Genomic DNA, 15,297 nt, shown 5'->3' with positions numbered 1-15,297 from the left:
CGACGCACTCGCTGATCGGCGGGTGCGTCGCGGCGATCAGCACCAGCGGCGCGGTGGGCGCTCCCGTCGGGTGGCCCGCGGCCGAGGTCGGACCGCGCCGTGCCGGTGCGCCCCGGCCCAGCCGGGAAGTTCGCTGAGGCAACCAGCGGGCACGTCCGAGTCGGGCTCGGCGAGGTCGGTGGGATCGGTGGAGCGCTGACGCGGAAGCGGGATGTCATCATCGGCTCGGCCGGCGAGCGGCTCCGCCGGGTGCGATGGTGAGCCGCCGACCGCCCGGCGGTGCTTGCCAGCCGCCTGCGGGTCGTGGTGCCCCGGCCGGCAGGGCTCGCCCTGGGCGCAGCCGTGCTCGGCCTCCCCGTGCGCCATCCCCGGTCTCCTCACGCTCGTCCCACCCTCGGGTGCTCTCCCCGAGGTGCCCTGTCACCGTACTGGCCGGGACCGACGGGCCGCGCGCAGCGTACCCGGGGTCCGGGCCAGCCGGTCCACCACGACGACGGGGAGCGCGGGACCCGGTTGCGCAGTTCACAGCTTCTTCCCGGACCGTTCACCCGCCGCTCCGACGGCCGAGGGCGCACCCGCGGCCGGAGCGGTCGGCGTACCCCTTTCGGCGCATGACCGTGCCGTCGGCGTCCTCCCCCGGTCGGAGTTCGGCGGGCGACGGCTGTGGTGGGATCGGGGCATGCGTCCGCCACCGTGGCTCGACTCCGGCACTCTCGGCCGTGACGTGGTGCTGGCCGGCGCGTCGCTGGCCGGTGGTCTGGTGCTGTACACGCTGGGTTGGCAACCGCAGGTCCGCTCGAACGCGGACGTGCCGTCGGCGCTGTTCCTGCCGCCGTTGGTGGCGGTGTGCGTCGCCGTCGGCCTGCGCCGGGTCGCGCCGCGCGCCAGCCTGGCCGTGGGAACGGGCGCGCTGGTGGTCGACACGGTGCTGGGCAGTTCGCTGGGCACGCTCCTGGTCTACACGCAGGTGCTCTACGACGCCTGCGTGTACGGCCCGCCCCGGCTGTGGCGGTGGTTGCTGCGGATCGCCGTGGCGCTGAGCCTGGTCGGGGCGGTCGTCGGCGTGCTCGGGTACGGCCAGTGGAGCGGGGCGGCGCTCGGGGTGCTGGTGGTGCTCGTCGGGCTGCTGCCGGTGCTGACCGGGATCAGTGTGCGGCAGTACCGCGACCAGGCCGCCGCCGAGCGGGCGCGGGCCGAGCAGACCGCCCGGCTGGTCGAGTTGGACCGCCGGCAGGCGGTCAGCGCGGAACGGGCCCGGATGGCCCGGGAGTTGCACGACGTGGTCGCGAACCACCTCAGCGCGGTGGCCATCCACGCCACCGCTGTGCTGTCCGTGCCCGGCTTGGATCGGGGTCAGGTGGAGTCGGCGTTACGGGTGATCCGGGAGAGCAGCGTGCAGGGGCTGGCGGAGATGCGGCAGATGATCGAGGTGCTGCGCGAGCCCGGGACCAGCGGCGGCCCGGCCACGCCGGAGGTGGTCACCGCGCGGCTGGCCGAGGCGGACGGACTGGTCGAGCGGGTCCGGGCGGCCGGCCTCACGGTGCGGTTCCGGACTGACGGCACGCCCGGCGCGCTGCCGGTGGGGGTGGACCTCGCCGCGTACCGGATCGTGCAGGAGTCGCTGACCAACGCGCTCAAGCACGGAACGGGTGAGGCGGACCTGACGATCGCGTACCGGCCGGCCGAGGTGGTGCTGACGGTGGAGAACCCGGTCCGCCGCGACGGGGCCGGGCTGCCGGGCGCCGGGGCCGGGCTGATCGGTATGCGGGAGCGGGCCACCCTGCTGGCTGGCCGGTTCACCGCCGGGCCACACGACGGTCGCTGGCAGGTGCGGGCGGCCCTGCCCACCGGGGAGGGCGGGTGACCGGGCCGGCGCGGCCACCGGGCGACGCGGGCGCGGCGACGGTACGGGTGGTGCTCGCGGACGACCAGCCGGCGGTACGGGCCGGGCTGGCCCTGATCCTGAACGGCTCACCGGGCGTCGAGGTGGTCGGCGAGGCCGCCGACGGCGACGCCGCGGTGCGCCTGTGCCGGGAGCTGCGCCCCGACGTGGCGGTGCTGGATGTGCGGATGCCGCACCGGGACGGGATCTCGGCGACCCGGGCGATCGTCACCGACGGGCTCGCCGACGTGCTGGTGCTCACCACCTTCGACCTGGACGAGTACGTCTTCGGGGCGTTGCGGGCCGGCGCGGCCGGGTTCCTGCTCAAGGACACCGACGCCGACGGCCTGGTCAGCGCGGTGCGGACGGTGGCGCGGGGCGACGGGTTCATCGCGCCCACGGTGACCCGCCGGCTGATCACCGCGTTCGCGGCCACCGCGCCGGGCGCGTCGGCGGACACCAGGGCCACGCTGGACACCCTCACCCCACGCGAGCGCGACGTGCTGGCCTGCCTCGGGTTGGGCCTGTCCAACCAGCAGATCGCCGATCGGCTGGTGCTGGCGGAGAGCACCACCAAGACGCATGTGAGCCGGATCCTCGCGAAGCTGGACCTGCGCAGCCGGGTGCAGGCCGCGATCCTGGCCCAGGAGGTGGGCCTGCCCCCTCCCCCGCACCAGTGAGAGGGGCCCGGTGGGCGCGCCGACGGTGGCCGGCGGACCGGTGCCGACGTGGTTGGCCTGCTCACGACGTGTCAGGCTAGGGCGGTGAGCACGCCGGGCGGTGGGGAGCTGTCGGCCACGCTGCGCCGGATCGAACGATCGGCGGGGGCGTTGGCCACCTCCAGCGTGGCCCGGATGGACGAGACGCTGCCCTGGTTCCGGGCGCTGCCGGCCGATCAGCGTTCCTGGGTGATGCTTGTCGCCCAGGCGGGCGCGAGGTCGCTGGTGCAGTGGCTGCGCGAGGGTGGCGGCACGGCGGACAGCACCCAGGAGGTGTCGGACGAGGTCTTCGCCGCCGCCCCGCAGGCGCTGGCCCGGTCGATCACCCTCCAGCAGACCGTGGCGTTGATCAAGGTGACGATTGACGTGGTCGAGGAGCAGGTGTCGCACCTGGCCGCCGAGGGCGAGGAGCAGCAACTGCGCGAGGCGGTGCTGCGCTTCTCCCGGGAGATCGCGTTCTCCGCCGCCCGGGTGTACGCGCGGGCCGCCGAGTCGCGCGGCGCCTGGGACGCCCGGTTGCAGGCGCTGCTGGTCGACGCGCTGTTGCGCGGTGACTCGCCGGACGTCCTGGCCAGTCGGGCCGCCGCGCTCGGCTGGACGGACGCGCCGCCGGTTGCGGTGGCGGTCGGTCGGTCGCCCGGCGGCGAGGTCTCCGCGGTGCTGCACGTGGTCTACCGGCAGGCCCGCCGGATCGGCGTGGAGGTGATCGGCGGCGTCCACGGCGACCGGCTGGTGATCGTGCTGGGTGGGGCACCGGACCCGCTGACCGCCACGGCGAAGCTGCTGAGCGCGTTCGGGGACGGCCCGGTGGTGGTCGGTCCCGCCGTACCGAGCCTGGACGAGGCGACCGAGTCGGCACGGGCCGCGCTCTCCGGCTTTCGGGCCGCGCCGGCCTGGCCCAGCGCGCCCCGGCCGGTGCCGGCCGCGGATCTGCTGCCGGAGCGGGCCCTCGCCGGCGACGCGGAGGCCCGTCGGCGGCTACGCCATGATGTGTACGCGACACTGGTGCGCGCCGGTGGGGAACTGCTGGCGACCCTGGACGCCTTCCTGGCCGCGGGTGGCACTCTGGAGAGCGCGGCCCGGGCACTGTTCGTGCACCCGAACACGGTGCGTTACCGGTTGCGCCGGATCGCCGAGGTGACCGGGTTCTCCCCACTGTCGCCGCGGGACGCGTTCGCCCTCCAGGTCGCGCTGACCGTGGGTCGGTTGGATCCGGTTGTCCCGCTCGTCTCGCCGGTCCCAACTCAGACAATGACCCCGGCTACCCGGAAATCCGTCCAAACCGAGGATGATCCCCGCCGATCTTTGTAGGAAACCTCCAAAGGTCCTAGTGTGGTTTGGTCGAAGGCGGCACCGCGTTACCCGCCTTTATCCGGGAGAGTCATAGGCGTGCTCGCCGTACTTAGTCCCGGCCAGGGTTCTCAGAAACCCGGCTTCCTGACCCCCTGGCTCGACCTGACCGGCACTGAGGCGCGACTGCGCGAGTGGTCGGCGTTGGCCGGGGTCGACCTGCTGCACCTGGGCACCGCCGCCGACGCCGACGAGATCAAGGACACCGCCCGCACCCAGCCGTTGCTGGTCGCCGCGGCGTTGCTCGCGGCCGAGCAGCTGCCGCTGGACGGCGTCGCGCTCACCGCCGGCCACAGCGTCGGCGAGTTGGGTGCCGCCGCCCTGGCCGGAGTGCTGTCGGCCGACGCCGCGATCACCCTGGCCGGTGTACGCGGTCGGGAGATGGCCGCCGCGTGCGCGCTGGAGCCGACCGGAATGGCCGCGGTGCTCGGCGGTGACCCCGACGAGGTGATCGCCGCGATCGAGGCGAACGGGCTCTACCCGGCCAACCGCAACGGCGCCGGGCAGATCGTCGCCGCGGGCGCCCTGGACGGGCTCGACAAGCTCGCCGCCGCGCCGCCCGCTCGGACCAGGATCATCCGACTCCAGGTGGCCGGCGCGTTCCACACCCCGTACATGGCTCCGGCCGAGACCGCGCTCGCCGCGGAGGCCGCCGGGATCACCCCCGCCGACCCGGCCCGGACCCTGCTGTCGAACCTCGACGGCACCGCGGTCGACGACGGCGCGGCCATGGTGCAGCGCCTGGTCCGTCAGGTCACCGCACCGGTGCGGTGGGACCTGTGCATGCGTACGCTGGCCGACCTCGGGGTCACCGGCGTGATCGAGCTGCCCCCGGCCGGCACCCTCGCCGGCCTGGTCAAGCGGGAACTCAAGGGCGACGGCGCCCCGGAGATCGTCACCCTCAACACCCCGGACGACCTGCCGGCCGCACGGGACCTGATCGCCCGTATCGGAGGTCGTTCATGACTGGCAGTCGCATCGTCTCGATGGGGCACTACCAGCCCTCCCGGGTGGTGACCAACGACGACATCGCCCAGCTCGTCGACACCAACGACGAGTGGATCCGCGACCGGGTCGGCATCGTCAGCCGGCGGATCGCCGACAGTGAGACGGTCGCCGACATGGCCGCCGCGGCCGCCGGCAAGGCGCTGGCCAACTCGGGCCTGACCGCCGCCGACATCGACCTGGTCGTGGTCGCCACCTGCTCCTCCATCGACCGCAGCCCCAACGTGGCCTGCCGGGTCGCCGCCAAGCTGGGCATCACCGCGCCGGGCGCCTTCGACCTCAACACCGCCTGCTCTGGTTTCGCGTACGCGCTGGGCACCGTCGACCACGCCATCCGGGCCGGGGCGTCGCGCAACGCGATCGTCATCGGCGCGGAGAAGCTGTCCGACTTCACCGACTGGACCGACCGCTCCACCTGCATCATCTTCGCGGACGGGGCCGGTGCCGCGGTGGTCTCCGCCACCGCCGACGACGAGCCGACCGGCATCGGCCCGGTGGTCTGGGGCTCGGTGCCGGACAAGAGTGACGCGGTCCGCATCGAGGGCTGGCGCCCGTACATCCAGCAGGAGGGGCAGGCGGTGTTCCGCTGGGCCACCACCGCTATCGCGCCGCTCGCCCTGCAGGCCTGCGAGCGGGCCGGGGTCGACCCGTCCGAGCTGGCCGCGTTCGTGCCGCACCAGGCCAACGCCCGGATCATCGACGGCATCGCCAAGCGGCTCAACATCCCCGACGCGATCATCGCGAAGGACATCGTCGAGTCCGGCAACACCTCCGCGGCGAGCGTGCCGCTGGCCCTGTCCAAGCTGGTCGAGCGCCGGGAGGTGCCCTCGGGCGCGCCGGTGCTGCTGTTCGGCTTCGGCGGTGGCCTGACCTACGCCGGTCAGGTCGTCCGCTGCCCCTGATGACCCCCTCGGACGCGTACGCGTCGAGGAGTGGCGGTCGGCGACGCCGACCGCCGGAGAACCCCGATGAAAGGAACCAACCGCAATGACCCGTGACGAGATCACCACCGGCCTCGCCGAGATCCTCGAAGAGGTTGCCGGGGTGAACCCGGACGACGTGGCCGAGGGGAAGTCCTTCACCGACGACCTCGACGTCGACTCGCTCTCCATGGTTGAGGTCGTGGTTGCGGCCGAGGAGAAGTTCGGCGTCAAGATCCCGGACAACGAGGTGCAGAACCTCAAGACCGTCGGCGACGCTGTCAGCTACATCGCGGCGCAGTCCTGATCATGAGTCGTCCTGACGTCGTCGTCACCGGGCTCGGCGCGACGACCCCGCTTGGCGGGGACGTCGCGTCGACCTGGGACGCAATGCTCGCCGGCCGCTCCGGGGTGAGTGCCCTCACCCAGGAGTGGGCCGAGCAACTGCCGGTCCGGATCGCCGCCCAGTTGGCCGTGGAGCCGTCCGAGGTCCTGGACCGGGTCCGCCTGCGCCGCCTGGACCGTTCCGAGGCGATCGCGATCATCGCGGCGCAGCAGGCCTGGGCGGACGCCGGCCTGGCCGGCTCCGACCTCGACGGGGAGCGGTTGGCGGTCAGCGTCGGCTCCGGCATCGGCGGTGCCACCACCCTGCTCGCCCAGGACGACATCCTGGAGGCCTCCGGGCCACGGCGGGTCTCCCCGCACACCATCCCGATGCTGATGCCGAACGGTCCGGCCGCCTGGGTCGGGTTGGAGCTGGGCGCCAAGGCCGGCGTGCACTCGGTGGCCAGCGCCTGCGCCACCGGCGCCGAGGCGATCGCCCTCGGTCTGGACATCATCCGCTCCGGCCGGGCCGACGTGGTGGTGGCCGGCGGCACCGAGGCGGTCATCCACCCGCTGCCGATCGCCGGCTTCAGCTCGATGCGGGCCATGTCGACCCGCAACGACGACCCGGAGCGGGCCTCCCGCCCCTGGGACCGGGGCCGGGACGGCTTCGTCCTCGGCGAGGGTGCCGGCATCGTGGTGCTGGAGCGGGCCGAGCACGCCGCGGCCCGCGGTGCCCGGGTGTACGCGCGCCTCGCCGGCGCCGGCATCACCTCCGACGCGTACGACATCGTGCAGCCGCACGCCGAGGGCGAGGGCGCCATCCGGGCCATCGCCAAGGCGATCGCGGACGCGGACGTGGCGAAGCGGGACATCGTGCACGTCAACGCGCACGCCACCTCGACCCCGGTCGGGGACATGCTGGAGATCGGCGGGCTGCACAAGGCGCTCGGCGACCACCCGGTGCTGTCCGCGACGAAGTCGATGACCGGTCACCTGCTCGGTGCGGCCGGTGCGCTGGAGTCGATCGCCACCATCCTGGCGATCCGCGACAGCGTCGTCCCTCCGACGATCAACCTCGACGACCCGGAGCCGGGCCTCACCCTGGATGTCGCCGCGCACAAGGCCCGCCACATGGAGATCCCGGCCGCGTTGAACAACGCGTTCGGCTTCGGTGGCCACAACGTGGCGCTCGTCTTCGCCCGCCCCTGAGACCCTCCGCAAGGGCCCCTCCTCTCGTCGAGGAGGGGCCCTTGCGTCGTTCAGCCCCGGTTGCGGGGGTGCTGTTTCGCGGTGCGCTCGTTGCCGTGGCGGTAGTTGCCGGTCCAGCGGGCCATCACCAACTGCGGGTCGTCGTCGACCTCGGCCAGGAACTCCGCGGCCCGAGCGCCGCGCAGCGTGCCGGCGACCCGGCCGTGGTGGGTGATCACCACAGTTCCGTCCGCCCGTTGCACGTGCCGGAATCCCTCTGCCGCTCCCATGGGGTGAGGCTGTCAGACCGACCGGCGCGGGGGCGACCCGATTACCGCCGCGCGGGCACACCGATCCAGATTGACGTCGAGAGAACGCACGGCTTAGATGGGCCGACTGAAGATCGACTGACGGGGATCACCACCATGGACACTCGTACCCGCGTCGCCGTGTCGGCGGCGCTCACCCTCGGCCTGCTGGCCGGCTGCGGCGACGACGCCGCCGCCCCCACCGGGCCCGCGGCCGGCGGCCCGGCCCCACAGGCCACGGGCGAGCCCTGGTACGACGAGACGACCCCGGCGTCGCCCAGCGGCACCACCGGCGGCACGGGTTCCCCCTGCCCGGTACCGGTGTCGTTTCCGCTGGCCGACGGGTGGACGGCGAAGGCAATCGAGCCGCCCAAGGACGAGCTGGCCGAGCTGGTCGGCGAGGCGCTCACCAAGCGCGGCGGCACCACCGTGCGCTGCGAGGTGGACGGCCGGCAGGCCGGCGGCGGATTCCTGCGGATCTGGGCGGCGGACTCGCCGACGGTCGCGCCGCGCGCCGCACTGGAGGGTTTCGCCGCCGGGGCCGGGGAGACGGTCGCCGGCCAACAGTTCCGCGACCTCCGCGCCGGCGGCTTCGACGCCACCGAGATGACCTGGCTCGCCACCAACCCGCTGGTCGAGGAGGAGTCGCGCAACTGGGCGCTGGCCGTCCAGTCGGCGGGACAGACGCTGGTCTTCGCGGTCAACGAGGGGCTGATCACCGAACGGACCGACGTGCTGCCGGCGTACCGGCTCGCGGTGCGGGGGCTCACGAAGGGCGAGTGAGGTCGCCCCGAGCGCGGCTGGGTCCCGTCGCGCCGAACCGCTCCCCGGGCGATGCTTCCGCACCGGATCGCGCGGGACCGGCCGCCTGGTCAGCGACAGCTACCATGCGGGCGCGCCCGACGACAGCGCGGACGGCATCGAGCCGGAGCCCGGTCGGCGGTTCGTGGTCTGCGGCGACAACGCTCTGGCCCGCCGACTGATCACCGAACTGGTCGACCGGCACGGCGTCGCGGTCACCGTCCTACTTCCATCGTTGTCCGACAACCACGCACCGGACATCGCCGAGCTCGCGTCGGACCCTGACGCGCCGGGCTCACGCCCCGAGGTGGTGGTGGCTCGCCGGCTGACCGCCGAGGTCCTGGACCGGGCCGGCGTACGGGCCGCGGCGGCGGTCGCGCTGGTCAGCGCCGACGACGTGGCCAACGTGGATGCCGCGCTGATCATCCGGGAGTTCGACCCGGACGTACGGATCGTCGTTCGACTGTTCAACCCGGTCCTCGGCGAGGGCGTGGCCACCATGCTCGGCGACTGCGCGGTGCTGTCCGGTTCGGAGATCGCCGCGCCCGCGTTCGTCGCGGCCACCCTGGGCGACGACACGCCGACCTTCCTCCGTCTGCCGGACGACGAGTTGCTGCGGACGGCGAGCCGGGACGCGCTCGACCCGGCCACCACGGACGTCGTCTGCGCGCTCGCCGACACCAGCGGCCTCGAGCCGATCACGCTGCCCGAGAATGAGGACTCCGCCGATCTCGTGCTGGTGCGGGCGTACGGCCGGCAGCGTCCTGTCCGGGCCCGGCCTCGCCGCCAGCTGCTGCAGACCGCCCGGCTGATTCTCGGCAGACGCCTGCGTTGGGCGCTGGGCGCCTCAGCCACGCTGCTCGCCGTCGGCAGCGTGCTGCTCGGCCAGGCCCGGAACCTGGACCCGGTTGAGGCCGGCTACCTGACCGTGCTCACCGCCCTGGGCAGCGCGGACGCGGATCCGACCGGGTCACCGGTGGAGAAGCTCACCGCCCTGCTGTTGGTGATCATGGGGGTGGCCCTGGTCCCCACGGTGACCGCACTGGTGGTCGACTCGGTGGTACGGGCCCGGCTGGCGGTCGCGGCCGGTCGGCTCACCGAACCGCTCGACGACCACGTGATCGTGGTCGGGTTGGGCAACATCGGTACCCGCGTGATCCAGGAACTGCACTCGTTCGGCGTGACCGTGGTGGCGGTGGACCGAGCACCGACGGCCCGTGGCGTGGCGGTGGCCCGCGAGCTGGGCCTGCCGTTCCTGATCGGCGACGCGACCAGCCCGGAGACGTTGCGGGCGGCGTCCGTGTCGACCTGCCGGGCGCTGGTGGTGCTCTGTGCCGACGACGTGACGAACCTGGAGACCGCACTGCTCGGGCGTTCGCTGCACAGGGCGGCGAACGGCGGCGTGGCGGCTCCGCTGCGGGTCGTGCTGCGGCTGTTCGACGAGGGGTTCGCTCAGCGGGTGCAGCGCGCCTTCGGGATCAACCACTCGCGCAGCGTCTCGTACCTGGCGGCTCCGGCGTTCGCCGCGGCCATGATGGGCCGCGAGGTGATCGACACGATCTCGGTGGGCCGGCGCGTCCTGCTGGTCGCCGAACTGCCGGTCGGAGCCGGCTCGGATCTGGAGGGGCGCTCCTGTCCGGAGGTCAGCCGCCCGCGCGAGGCTCGGGTGATCGCGATGCGGACTGGGCGGGCTGGGCAGACCATCTGGTCACTGCCGCAACGCCGGCCCCTGGTGCGCACCGATCGGCTGCTGGTCGTCGCCACCCGGGCCGGGCTGGCGGCGCTGCTCGGCCGCACGGCGCCCAGCGCCGACCCGCCACCGATGTCACCGGCCACGGTCGGGGGTACGCCGCTGCGGTTGTTGCGCCCACCGGCGACTCGCCGCCCGGCCGATCAGCCGGAAGCGGACGCCCCGCCCTGCCCCGAGCCGGCCGGCGAAGACCGCACCGACCGGCCGACGGCCGAGGGTGGGCGCTGATCCGTCCGCGCCGGGTGGCCGGCGGGGTGGCCGATGACGAGCGCCGGTCAGGTGCGACAGGTGGTCGCGGGCAGTCCACGGACGGCCACCGGGGAACGGCCGCCCGGCCGGGCCTTGCCGGCGAGCACGGCGGCCAGGCCGGTCATCGACGCCCGGCTGGAGGAGTACGTGGCCAGCAGCGTCGGTGACTTCGCGTCGGCCAGCACGTACGGGGTGTCCATGGCGACCGTGACCGCCGCGTCGGGGCGCAGGTCGCTGGCCCCGTCGCCGTAGCCCACCAGGTGCACGATCGTGCCGCCGCTCGGCTTGACCTGCACCCCGGCGGCGGTCAGTGCGGCGGTGAGCGTGGCCCGGGTGCCGTCCCGACCGCCGGACGAGGTGACGGTGACCGGCCCGCGTACCGCTGTGCCGCAGGCGCCCCGCAGCACGGTGACGGCGGCGGTGGCCAGCGCGTCGGCGGCCGCCCGGTGCGCCGGGGTGTTCAGCGTGGACATCTGCGCCGCCGGCAACTCCGCGAGCTGGAACTTCATGGTCAGCACCCGGGTGACCGCCTCGACCAGTCGGGTCCGGGGCAGCGATCCGCCGCGCAGCGCGGCGAGCAGCCCGTCGTACGCCTGGCCGACGTTCGGGGTCATCAGGATGAGGTCGTTACCGGCGTTGAGCGCCCGGACCGCCGCCTCGCCGGGGGCCCAGCGCTTCGCCGGCGGCATGTTCATGCCGTCGGTGATCACCACGCCCTTGAAGCCGAGTTGGCCGCGCAGCACGTCGGTGAGCAGCTTGTGGGAGAACGTCGCCGGGGTCCCCGGGTCGATCGCGCGCGCGTCCAGGTGACCGGACATCACGGCCATCGCGCCGGCGTCCATTCCGGCGGTGAACGGCGGCCACGCGCCGCTCTGCAACGCCGCTGCGCTCTGGGTGAGCACCGGAAGGTCCTTGTGCGAGTCGTCGGCGCTGTGGCCGTGCCCGGGGAAGTGCTTCAGGGTGGCGGCCACCCCGGCCGCCTGGAGACCCCGGACCGCGCCGCCCACCTGCGTGGCGGCCTGCTTCGGGTCGGCGCCGTACGACCGGGAGCCGATCACGGTGCTGCGGGTGGCCAGCACGTCGGCCACCGGGGCGAAGTCGATGTTGATGCCCATCGCGGCCAGCTCGGTCCCGGCGGCCCGCCAGGCGGCCTCGGTCAGCTTCGGGTCACCGGCTGCGCCGGCCGCGAGGGCACTGGGCAGCACGGTGACCCCGTCGGTCACCCGGGTGACCACGCCGTACTCCTGGTCGGTGCCGATCAGCAGCGGCGCGGGACCGGCGGCGAGCCGACCGGCGGCGGCACGCAGCCCGGTGGTGAGTTCGTGCACCTGCTTCGGATTGTCGACGTTCGTGGTCTCCTGGTTGCCCTTGGTCGGGTCGTCGGCGCTGAAGCCGACCAGGATCAGGCCACCCAGTCGGTACTTGGCGATCATGTCGGCGGGGGTGTCGACCCCGGCGAGGGCCTGGTTACCGGCCGCCGAGCCGGCGGAGACCTTCGTCGCCGAGTCGCCGTAGGCGTACGGCATCAGCACCTGGCCGACCAGATCCTCGTCGGACAGCGTCGCGACCAGCGCGGCAGCACGGCTGGCGGGGTCGCTGGCCGGCGGCGCGGCCGGGACGCTCGGGCCCGCGGACGTGCCGACCGGGCTCGGGGTCGGGGTGGGGCGCTCCGGGTCACCTGAGCAGCCGGAGACGAGCAGGGCGGTCAGGGCGGCGACAGCGACGCTGGCGCGCCACGGGCGATTCGACACGCCGCCCATCCCACCAGCTTCCCCCTTATCGGGGCAACTTGACCTTACCGGTCGTCACCGGTTCGACGGCGTACGGCCAGCGGCCCGTCGGCCGGGTCAGCCGACCCGAGTGAGCAAGGTCACCGGGGCGCCGTCGCCGGCGTACCGGTAGGGCTCCAGGTCAGCGTCCCACGCCGTGCCGAGCGCCTTGTCGAGGGCGTGCGCCAGCGCCTCCGGCGCCCGGGACGCCGCCATCAGGGCCCGAAGTCGGTCCTCGCCGAGCTGGATGTCGCCGGCCACGCCGACCGTTGCCCGGAACAGGCCACGGGCCGGCACGTACATGAAGCGCTCACCATCGGCACCGGGACTCGGCTCCTCGGTGACCTCGAAACGGATCATGGGCCACTGCCGTAGGGCAGCAGCCAGCTCGGCGCCCGTCCCCGGACGACCGGTCCACCCGCACTCGGCCCGGCGTGCGCCGGGGTCGACGGGCTGAGCCGTCCACTGCAGGTTGACCGGCGCGGCTAGGACGCGCGCGATCGCCCACTCGACGTGTGAGCACACGGCGAGCGGGGTCGAGTGGACGTATACGACGCCACGCGTTGGCACGGTGACCTCCCGGAGAGCGAGGTGCGTCTTCCCCTACGACCTCGTCCACCCAGGTGGCTGCTGCAACACATGATGACTCCTGTGACGCGTGGTGCGCCAGGGAATCGGAAAAAACGCCGGCTGGAATAGCCGGACGGGTGGTCGCCGTTGCCTCTCAGGACACCGCGACGACCAGCATGATGTCGTGGTCCTGTACAGTTCCACCGGCGGCTTATGCCGCGTTACACCTTCGCGGGCCGAGTCACGTACGACCCGCACACAGCCCCCGGACGTCCAGTCCTCCCGTACGTCTTGCAAGGAGTACCTCCGTGGCGAGCAACACCTCTAAGACCGCGCGCGCGTCCGTCCGGGCCGGCCAGGCTGGCCAGGGTGGCGCCCTCAGCGTGCTGGGCGAGTTCAAGTACCTCATCCCGCTCAACGGCGGCAAGCACGCCTACGTGCGGAACCTGACCAACGGCAAGACCGCGCACCTGCGCACGGACTCCGACGCCTTCGTCGAGGAGATCCGCGTGCTGGCCGCCGCCGGCCACGCCGCCAAGATCCGGGCGGAGATCAACAACCTGGCTGCCACCCACCCGGGTGACGGCTGGGAGGCCACCGAGAAGCGCCTGGTCGCGGCCGGCGTCTTCGAGGGCTGAGCCCGCCCCCACCGCACCAACCGAACCGTCCGCCGGGAGTTCCCGGCGGGCGGTTTCGCGTATCCGGGGCCGGGTCAGCCTGGATCGAGCAGGGCAACCTCGCCGGTGGCAAGGTCGTAGAGTCCGCCGACCACGGCCACCCGGCCGGCGGCCACCGGCCCGGCCAGCAGGTCGTCCTGGCGCAGGGTGCGCACCGTGCGCCGGACGTGCCGGCGGATCGCCAGCGGCTGCACCGCCGGATCGTCGATCCCCGCCTCGGTCACCGCCGGGGCGATCTCGTCCACCAGGTGCGCCAGCGACCCTCCGGGACGCTGCCCGGTGCGCAGCGCCTCCACCGTGGCCTGCACCGCGCCGCACCGCTCGTGGCCGAGGACCATCACCAGCGGTACGCCGAGCTGGCCGACCACGTACTCGATCGAGCCGCAGACCGCGCGATCGAGCACGTGTCCCCCGGTACGGATCACGCAGATCGCGCCGAAGGTCTGGTCGAAGATCGCCTCCAGCGGCACCCGGGAGTCGATACAGCCCAGCACCACGGCGTACGGCTGCTGGTCGCCGGAGGCCGCGGCGGCGGCCGTGACGTCGTGTCCGTGCACCGGCTGGCCGCTGACGAACCGCCGATTACCGGCGAGCAGGTCGGCCAGCGCGGCGCGGGGCGTACCGCCGGCCTGCCGCCCCTGCCCCGACGTCGCGCCCATGGGCGCTCCCGACGAACCCATGCCGTTCAGCTTGGCCCGCCGCCGTCCAGCACGGGCGAGGACGGGAATGTTCGCCACGGCGCGATTGGCGTGGTGTCATGGCGGGTAGCCGGTGTTACCGCCGGGTATCCCGGTGCTGGTGGTACTGGGCGGCCCTGGGGAGGTGGCGATGCCGGAGCGGTTCGAGGTCGGCCTGCCGGACGGTGTACGGCTCAACGTCGAGGCGACGGGTCCGACAGACGCCCAGGTCACCGCCATCCTGCTGCACGGCTGGACGCTGGACGGGCGCGCCTGGCACCGGCAGGTCGACGCGCTCGCGGAGGCGCCGTTCGACGGTGCGGTGCGGGTGGTCGCCTACGACGCGCGGGGGCACGGCCGGTCCAGCTGCATGGCGCTGCCCACGGCCACCCTGGCGCAGTTGGGTGACGACCTGGCCGCGGTGATCGACGCGGTGGCGCCGACCGGCCCGGTGGTGCTGGTCGGGCACTCGATGGGCGGCATGACGATCATGGAGTACGCCCACCGTCACCCCGCGCACTTCGCCGCCCGTACCGCCGGCCTGGTCTTCGTCTCGACCACCGCCGAGGGGCACACGCACACCGTCTACGGGCTCTCGCCGCGGATCGCCCGGTTGATCCGGCTGGCCGAGACGACCGGCGCCGGCGTGCTGGCCCGGTGTGGCTCGTGGCGCGCGCCCCGGGCACTGCTGAACGCGCTGCAACCGAGCATCCGCTGGATGCTGTTCGGTGACCGCTGCGAGCCGGCCGACATCCGCCTGGTCACGTCGGCGGTGGCTCGTGCCTCGCTGCGCTCGATCGGCGGGTTCCGCGCCTCGATCGGCACCCAGCACCGACTGGACACCCTCGCCGCGTTGGCCCACCTGCCGGCCGCCGCCCTGGTCGGCGACCGGGACCGGCTGACCCCGCCGCCGTGCGCCGAGTCGATCGCGGCCGCTCTGCCGGCCACCGAGCTGACCGTCTGCCCGGGCGCCGGGCACATGCTGATGATGGAACGCCCGGACGAGGTCAACGCCGCGCTCACCGGCGTGCTGCGGCGGGTGCTCGCGGAACCGCCGTCGGCCCACCCTGCCACGACCCCTGCCGAGACGGCTGCCTGAGCACGT

General features: G+C 73.7%; 15 protein-coding genes and 1 pseudogene. 11 read left to right on the top strand and 5 right to left on the bottom strand.

Features of this window, described 5'->3' with window-relative positions:
• Positions 1-36 precede the first annotated feature (36 nt).
• Positions 37-366 (bottom strand): hypothetical protein, encoded by a 330-nt coding sequence (locus tag ACIBD9_RS10530; RefSeq protein WP_396716418.1) that lies wholly within the window; start codon positions 364-366, stop codon positions 37-39.
• 313 nt (positions 367-679) lie between these two features.
• On the opposite strand from ACIBD9_RS10530, the gene ACIBD9_RS10525 reads away from it, so the two are divergent.
• The 7 genes and pseudogenes from ACIBD9_RS10525 to fabF all read left to right on the top strand — a co-directional run bounded on the left by ACIBD9_RS10525 (position 680) and on the right by fabF (position 7,412).
• Positions 680-1,864 (top strand): sensor histidine kinase, encoded by a 1,185-nt coding sequence (locus ACIBD9_RS10525; protein ID WP_396716416.1) that lies wholly within the window; start codon positions 680-682, stop codon positions 1,862-1,864.
• Positions 1,861-2,562 carry a response regulator gene (locus ACIBD9_RS10520; RefSeq protein WP_396716414.1) on the top strand — a complete coding sequence of 234 codons (702 nt, stop codon included), beginning with the start codon at positions 1,861-1,863 and terminating at the stop codon, positions 2,560-2,562. The genes ACIBD9_RS10525 and ACIBD9_RS10520 overlap by 4 nt, the downstream gene beginning before the upstream one ends.
• Before the next feature lie 48 nt (positions 2,563-2,610).
• Positions 2,611-3,912, top strand: coding sequence for a PucR family transcriptional regulator (locus tag ACIBD9_RS10515; RefSeq protein WP_396716412.1), 1,302 nt, complete (start codon positions 2,611-2,613; stop codon positions 3,910-3,912).
• A gap of 78 nt (positions 3,913-3,990) precedes the next feature.
• Positions 3,991-4,908: pseudogene (locus ACIBD9_RS10510) on the top strand (ACP S-malonyltransferase); the annotation flags it as partial.
• A 5-nt stretch (positions 4,909-4,913) separates the two neighbouring features.
• Positions 4,914-5,858, top strand: coding sequence for a beta-ketoacyl-ACP synthase III (locus tag ACIBD9_RS10505; RefSeq protein ID WP_091409280.1), 945 nt, complete (start codon positions 4,914-4,916; stop codon positions 5,856-5,858).
• An 85-nt stretch (positions 5,859-5,943) separates the two neighbouring features.
• Complete coding sequence (locus tag ACIBD9_RS10500; RefSeq protein ID WP_030330276.1) at positions 5,944-6,183, top strand: acyl carrier protein; 240 nt, start codon at positions 5,944-5,946, stop codon at positions 6,181-6,183.
• Between the two features lie 2 nt (positions 6,184-6,185).
• Positions 6,186-7,412 carry a beta-ketoacyl-ACP synthase II gene (gene fabF / locus ACIBD9_RS10495; protein WP_124855678.1) on the top strand — a complete coding sequence of 409 codons (1,227 nt, stop codon included), beginning with the start codon at positions 6,186-6,188 and terminating at the stop codon, positions 7,410-7,412.
• 50 nt (positions 7,413-7,462) lie between these two features.
• Here fabF and ACIBD9_RS10490 read toward each other — a convergent pair whose 3' ends face one another.
• Positions 7,463-7,681: a hypothetical protein gene (locus ACIBD9_RS10490; RefSeq protein ID WP_030488757.1), complete on the bottom strand. Its 219-nt coding sequence runs from the start codon at positions 7,679-7,681 to the stop codon at positions 7,463-7,465.
• Positions 7,682-7,816: 135 nt separating this feature from the next.
• Between ACIBD9_RS10490 and ACIBD9_RS10485 the strand changes: the two genes are divergently transcribed.
• Entirely contained in the window at positions 7,817-8,482 is a 666-nt protein-coding gene (locus ACIBD9_RS10485; RefSeq protein ID WP_396716409.1) for a lipoprotein, read from the top strand.
• A 163-nt stretch (positions 8,483-8,645) separates the two neighbouring features.
• Positions 8,646-10,478 (top strand): NAD-binding protein, encoded by a 1,833-nt coding sequence (locus tag ACIBD9_RS10480; protein WP_396716407.1) that lies wholly within the window; start codon positions 8,646-8,648, stop codon positions 10,476-10,478.
• 47 nt (positions 10,479-10,525) lie between these two features.
• Here the strand turns inward: ACIBD9_RS10480 and ACIBD9_RS10475 are convergent, their stop codons facing one another.
• Both ACIBD9_RS10475 and ACIBD9_RS10470 read right to left on the bottom strand, forming a co-directional pair.
• Positions 10,526-12,259, bottom strand: a complete 1,734-nt coding sequence (locus ACIBD9_RS10475) for a glycoside hydrolase family 3 protein (protein ID WP_396716405.1) — start codon at positions 12,257-12,259, stop codon at positions 10,526-10,528.
• An 87-nt stretch (positions 12,260-12,346) separates the two neighbouring features.
• Complete coding sequence (locus ACIBD9_RS10470; RefSeq protein WP_091409261.1) at positions 12,347-12,838, bottom strand: DUF3145 domain-containing protein; 492 nt, start codon at positions 12,836-12,838, stop codon at positions 12,347-12,349.
• A gap of 308 nt (positions 12,839-13,146) precedes the next feature.
• Between ACIBD9_RS10470 and ACIBD9_RS10465 the strand changes: the two genes are divergently transcribed.
• Positions 13,147-13,476: a hypothetical protein gene (locus ACIBD9_RS10465; protein ID WP_030330285.1), complete on the top strand. Its 330-nt coding sequence runs from the start codon at positions 13,147-13,149 to the stop codon at positions 13,474-13,476.
• Positions 13,477-13,550: 74 nt separating this feature from the next.
• Here the strand turns inward: ACIBD9_RS10465 and ACIBD9_RS10460 are convergent, their stop codons facing one another.
• Complete coding sequence (locus ACIBD9_RS10460) at positions 13,551-14,174, bottom strand: carbonic anhydrase (protein ID WP_396716403.1); 624 nt, start codon at positions 14,172-14,174, stop codon at positions 13,551-13,553.
• 169 nt (positions 14,175-14,343) lie between these two features.
• Here ACIBD9_RS10460 and ACIBD9_RS10455 point away from each other — a divergent pair, with 169 nt between their 5' ends.
• Positions 14,344-15,291 carry an alpha/beta fold hydrolase gene (locus tag ACIBD9_RS10455; RefSeq protein WP_396716402.1) on the top strand — a complete coding sequence of 316 codons (948 nt, stop codon included), beginning with the start codon at positions 14,344-14,346 and terminating at the stop codon, positions 15,289-15,291.
• Positions 15,292-15,297 lie beyond the last annotated feature (6 nt).

Source organism: Micromonospora sp. NPDC050784 (genome assembly GCF_044456765.1).
Lineage (GTDB): Bacteria > Actinomycetota > Actinomycetes > Mycobacteriales > Micromonosporaceae > Micromonospora > Micromonospora foliorum.
Note: the sequence above shows the minus strand (reverse complement) of the source record. Positions and strands in the feature narration are given on the sequence as shown.

Excerpts from the sequence above, each read along its gene's own strand:
- ACIBD9_RS10530 (WP_396716418.1), bottom strand. The coding sequence starts at position 366 with ATGGCGCACGGGGAGGCCGAGCACGGCTGCGCCCAGGGCGAGCCCTGC.
- ACIBD9_RS10525 (WP_396716416.1), top strand. The coding sequence starts at position 680 with ATGCGTCCGCCACCGTGGCTCGACTCCGGCACTCTCGGCCGTGACGTG.
- ACIBD9_RS10455 (WP_396716402.1), top strand. The coding sequence starts at position 14,344 with ATGCCGGAGCGGTTCGAGGTCGGCCTGCCGGACGGTGTACGGCTCAAC.
- ACIBD9_RS10490 (WP_030488757.1), bottom strand. The coding sequence starts at position 7,681 with ATGGGAGCGGCAGAGGGATTCCGGCACGTGCAACGGGCGGACGGAACT.
- ACIBD9_RS10505 (WP_091409280.1), top strand. The coding sequence starts at position 4,914 with ATGACTGGCAGTCGCATCGTCTCGATGGGGCACTACCAGCCCTCCCGG.
- ACIBD9_RS10460 (WP_396716403.1), bottom strand. The coding sequence starts at position 14,174 with ATGGGCGCGACGTCGGGGCAGGGGCGGCAGGCCGGCGGTACGCCCCGC.
- ACIBD9_RS10475 (WP_396716405.1), bottom strand. The coding sequence starts at position 12,259 with ATGGGCGGCGTGTCGAATCGCCCGTGGCGCGCCAGCGTCGCTGTCGCC.
- fabF (WP_124855678.1), top strand. The coding sequence starts at position 6,186 with ATGAGTCGTCCTGACGTCGTCGTCACCGGGCTCGGCGCGACGACCCCG.
- ACIBD9_RS10485 (WP_396716409.1), top strand. The coding sequence starts at position 7,817 with ATGGACACTCGTACCCGCGTCGCCGTGTCGGCGGCGCTCACCCTCGGC.
- ACIBD9_RS10500 (WP_030330276.1), top strand. The coding sequence starts at position 5,944 with ATGACCCGTGACGAGATCACCACCGGCCTCGCCGAGATCCTCGAAGAG.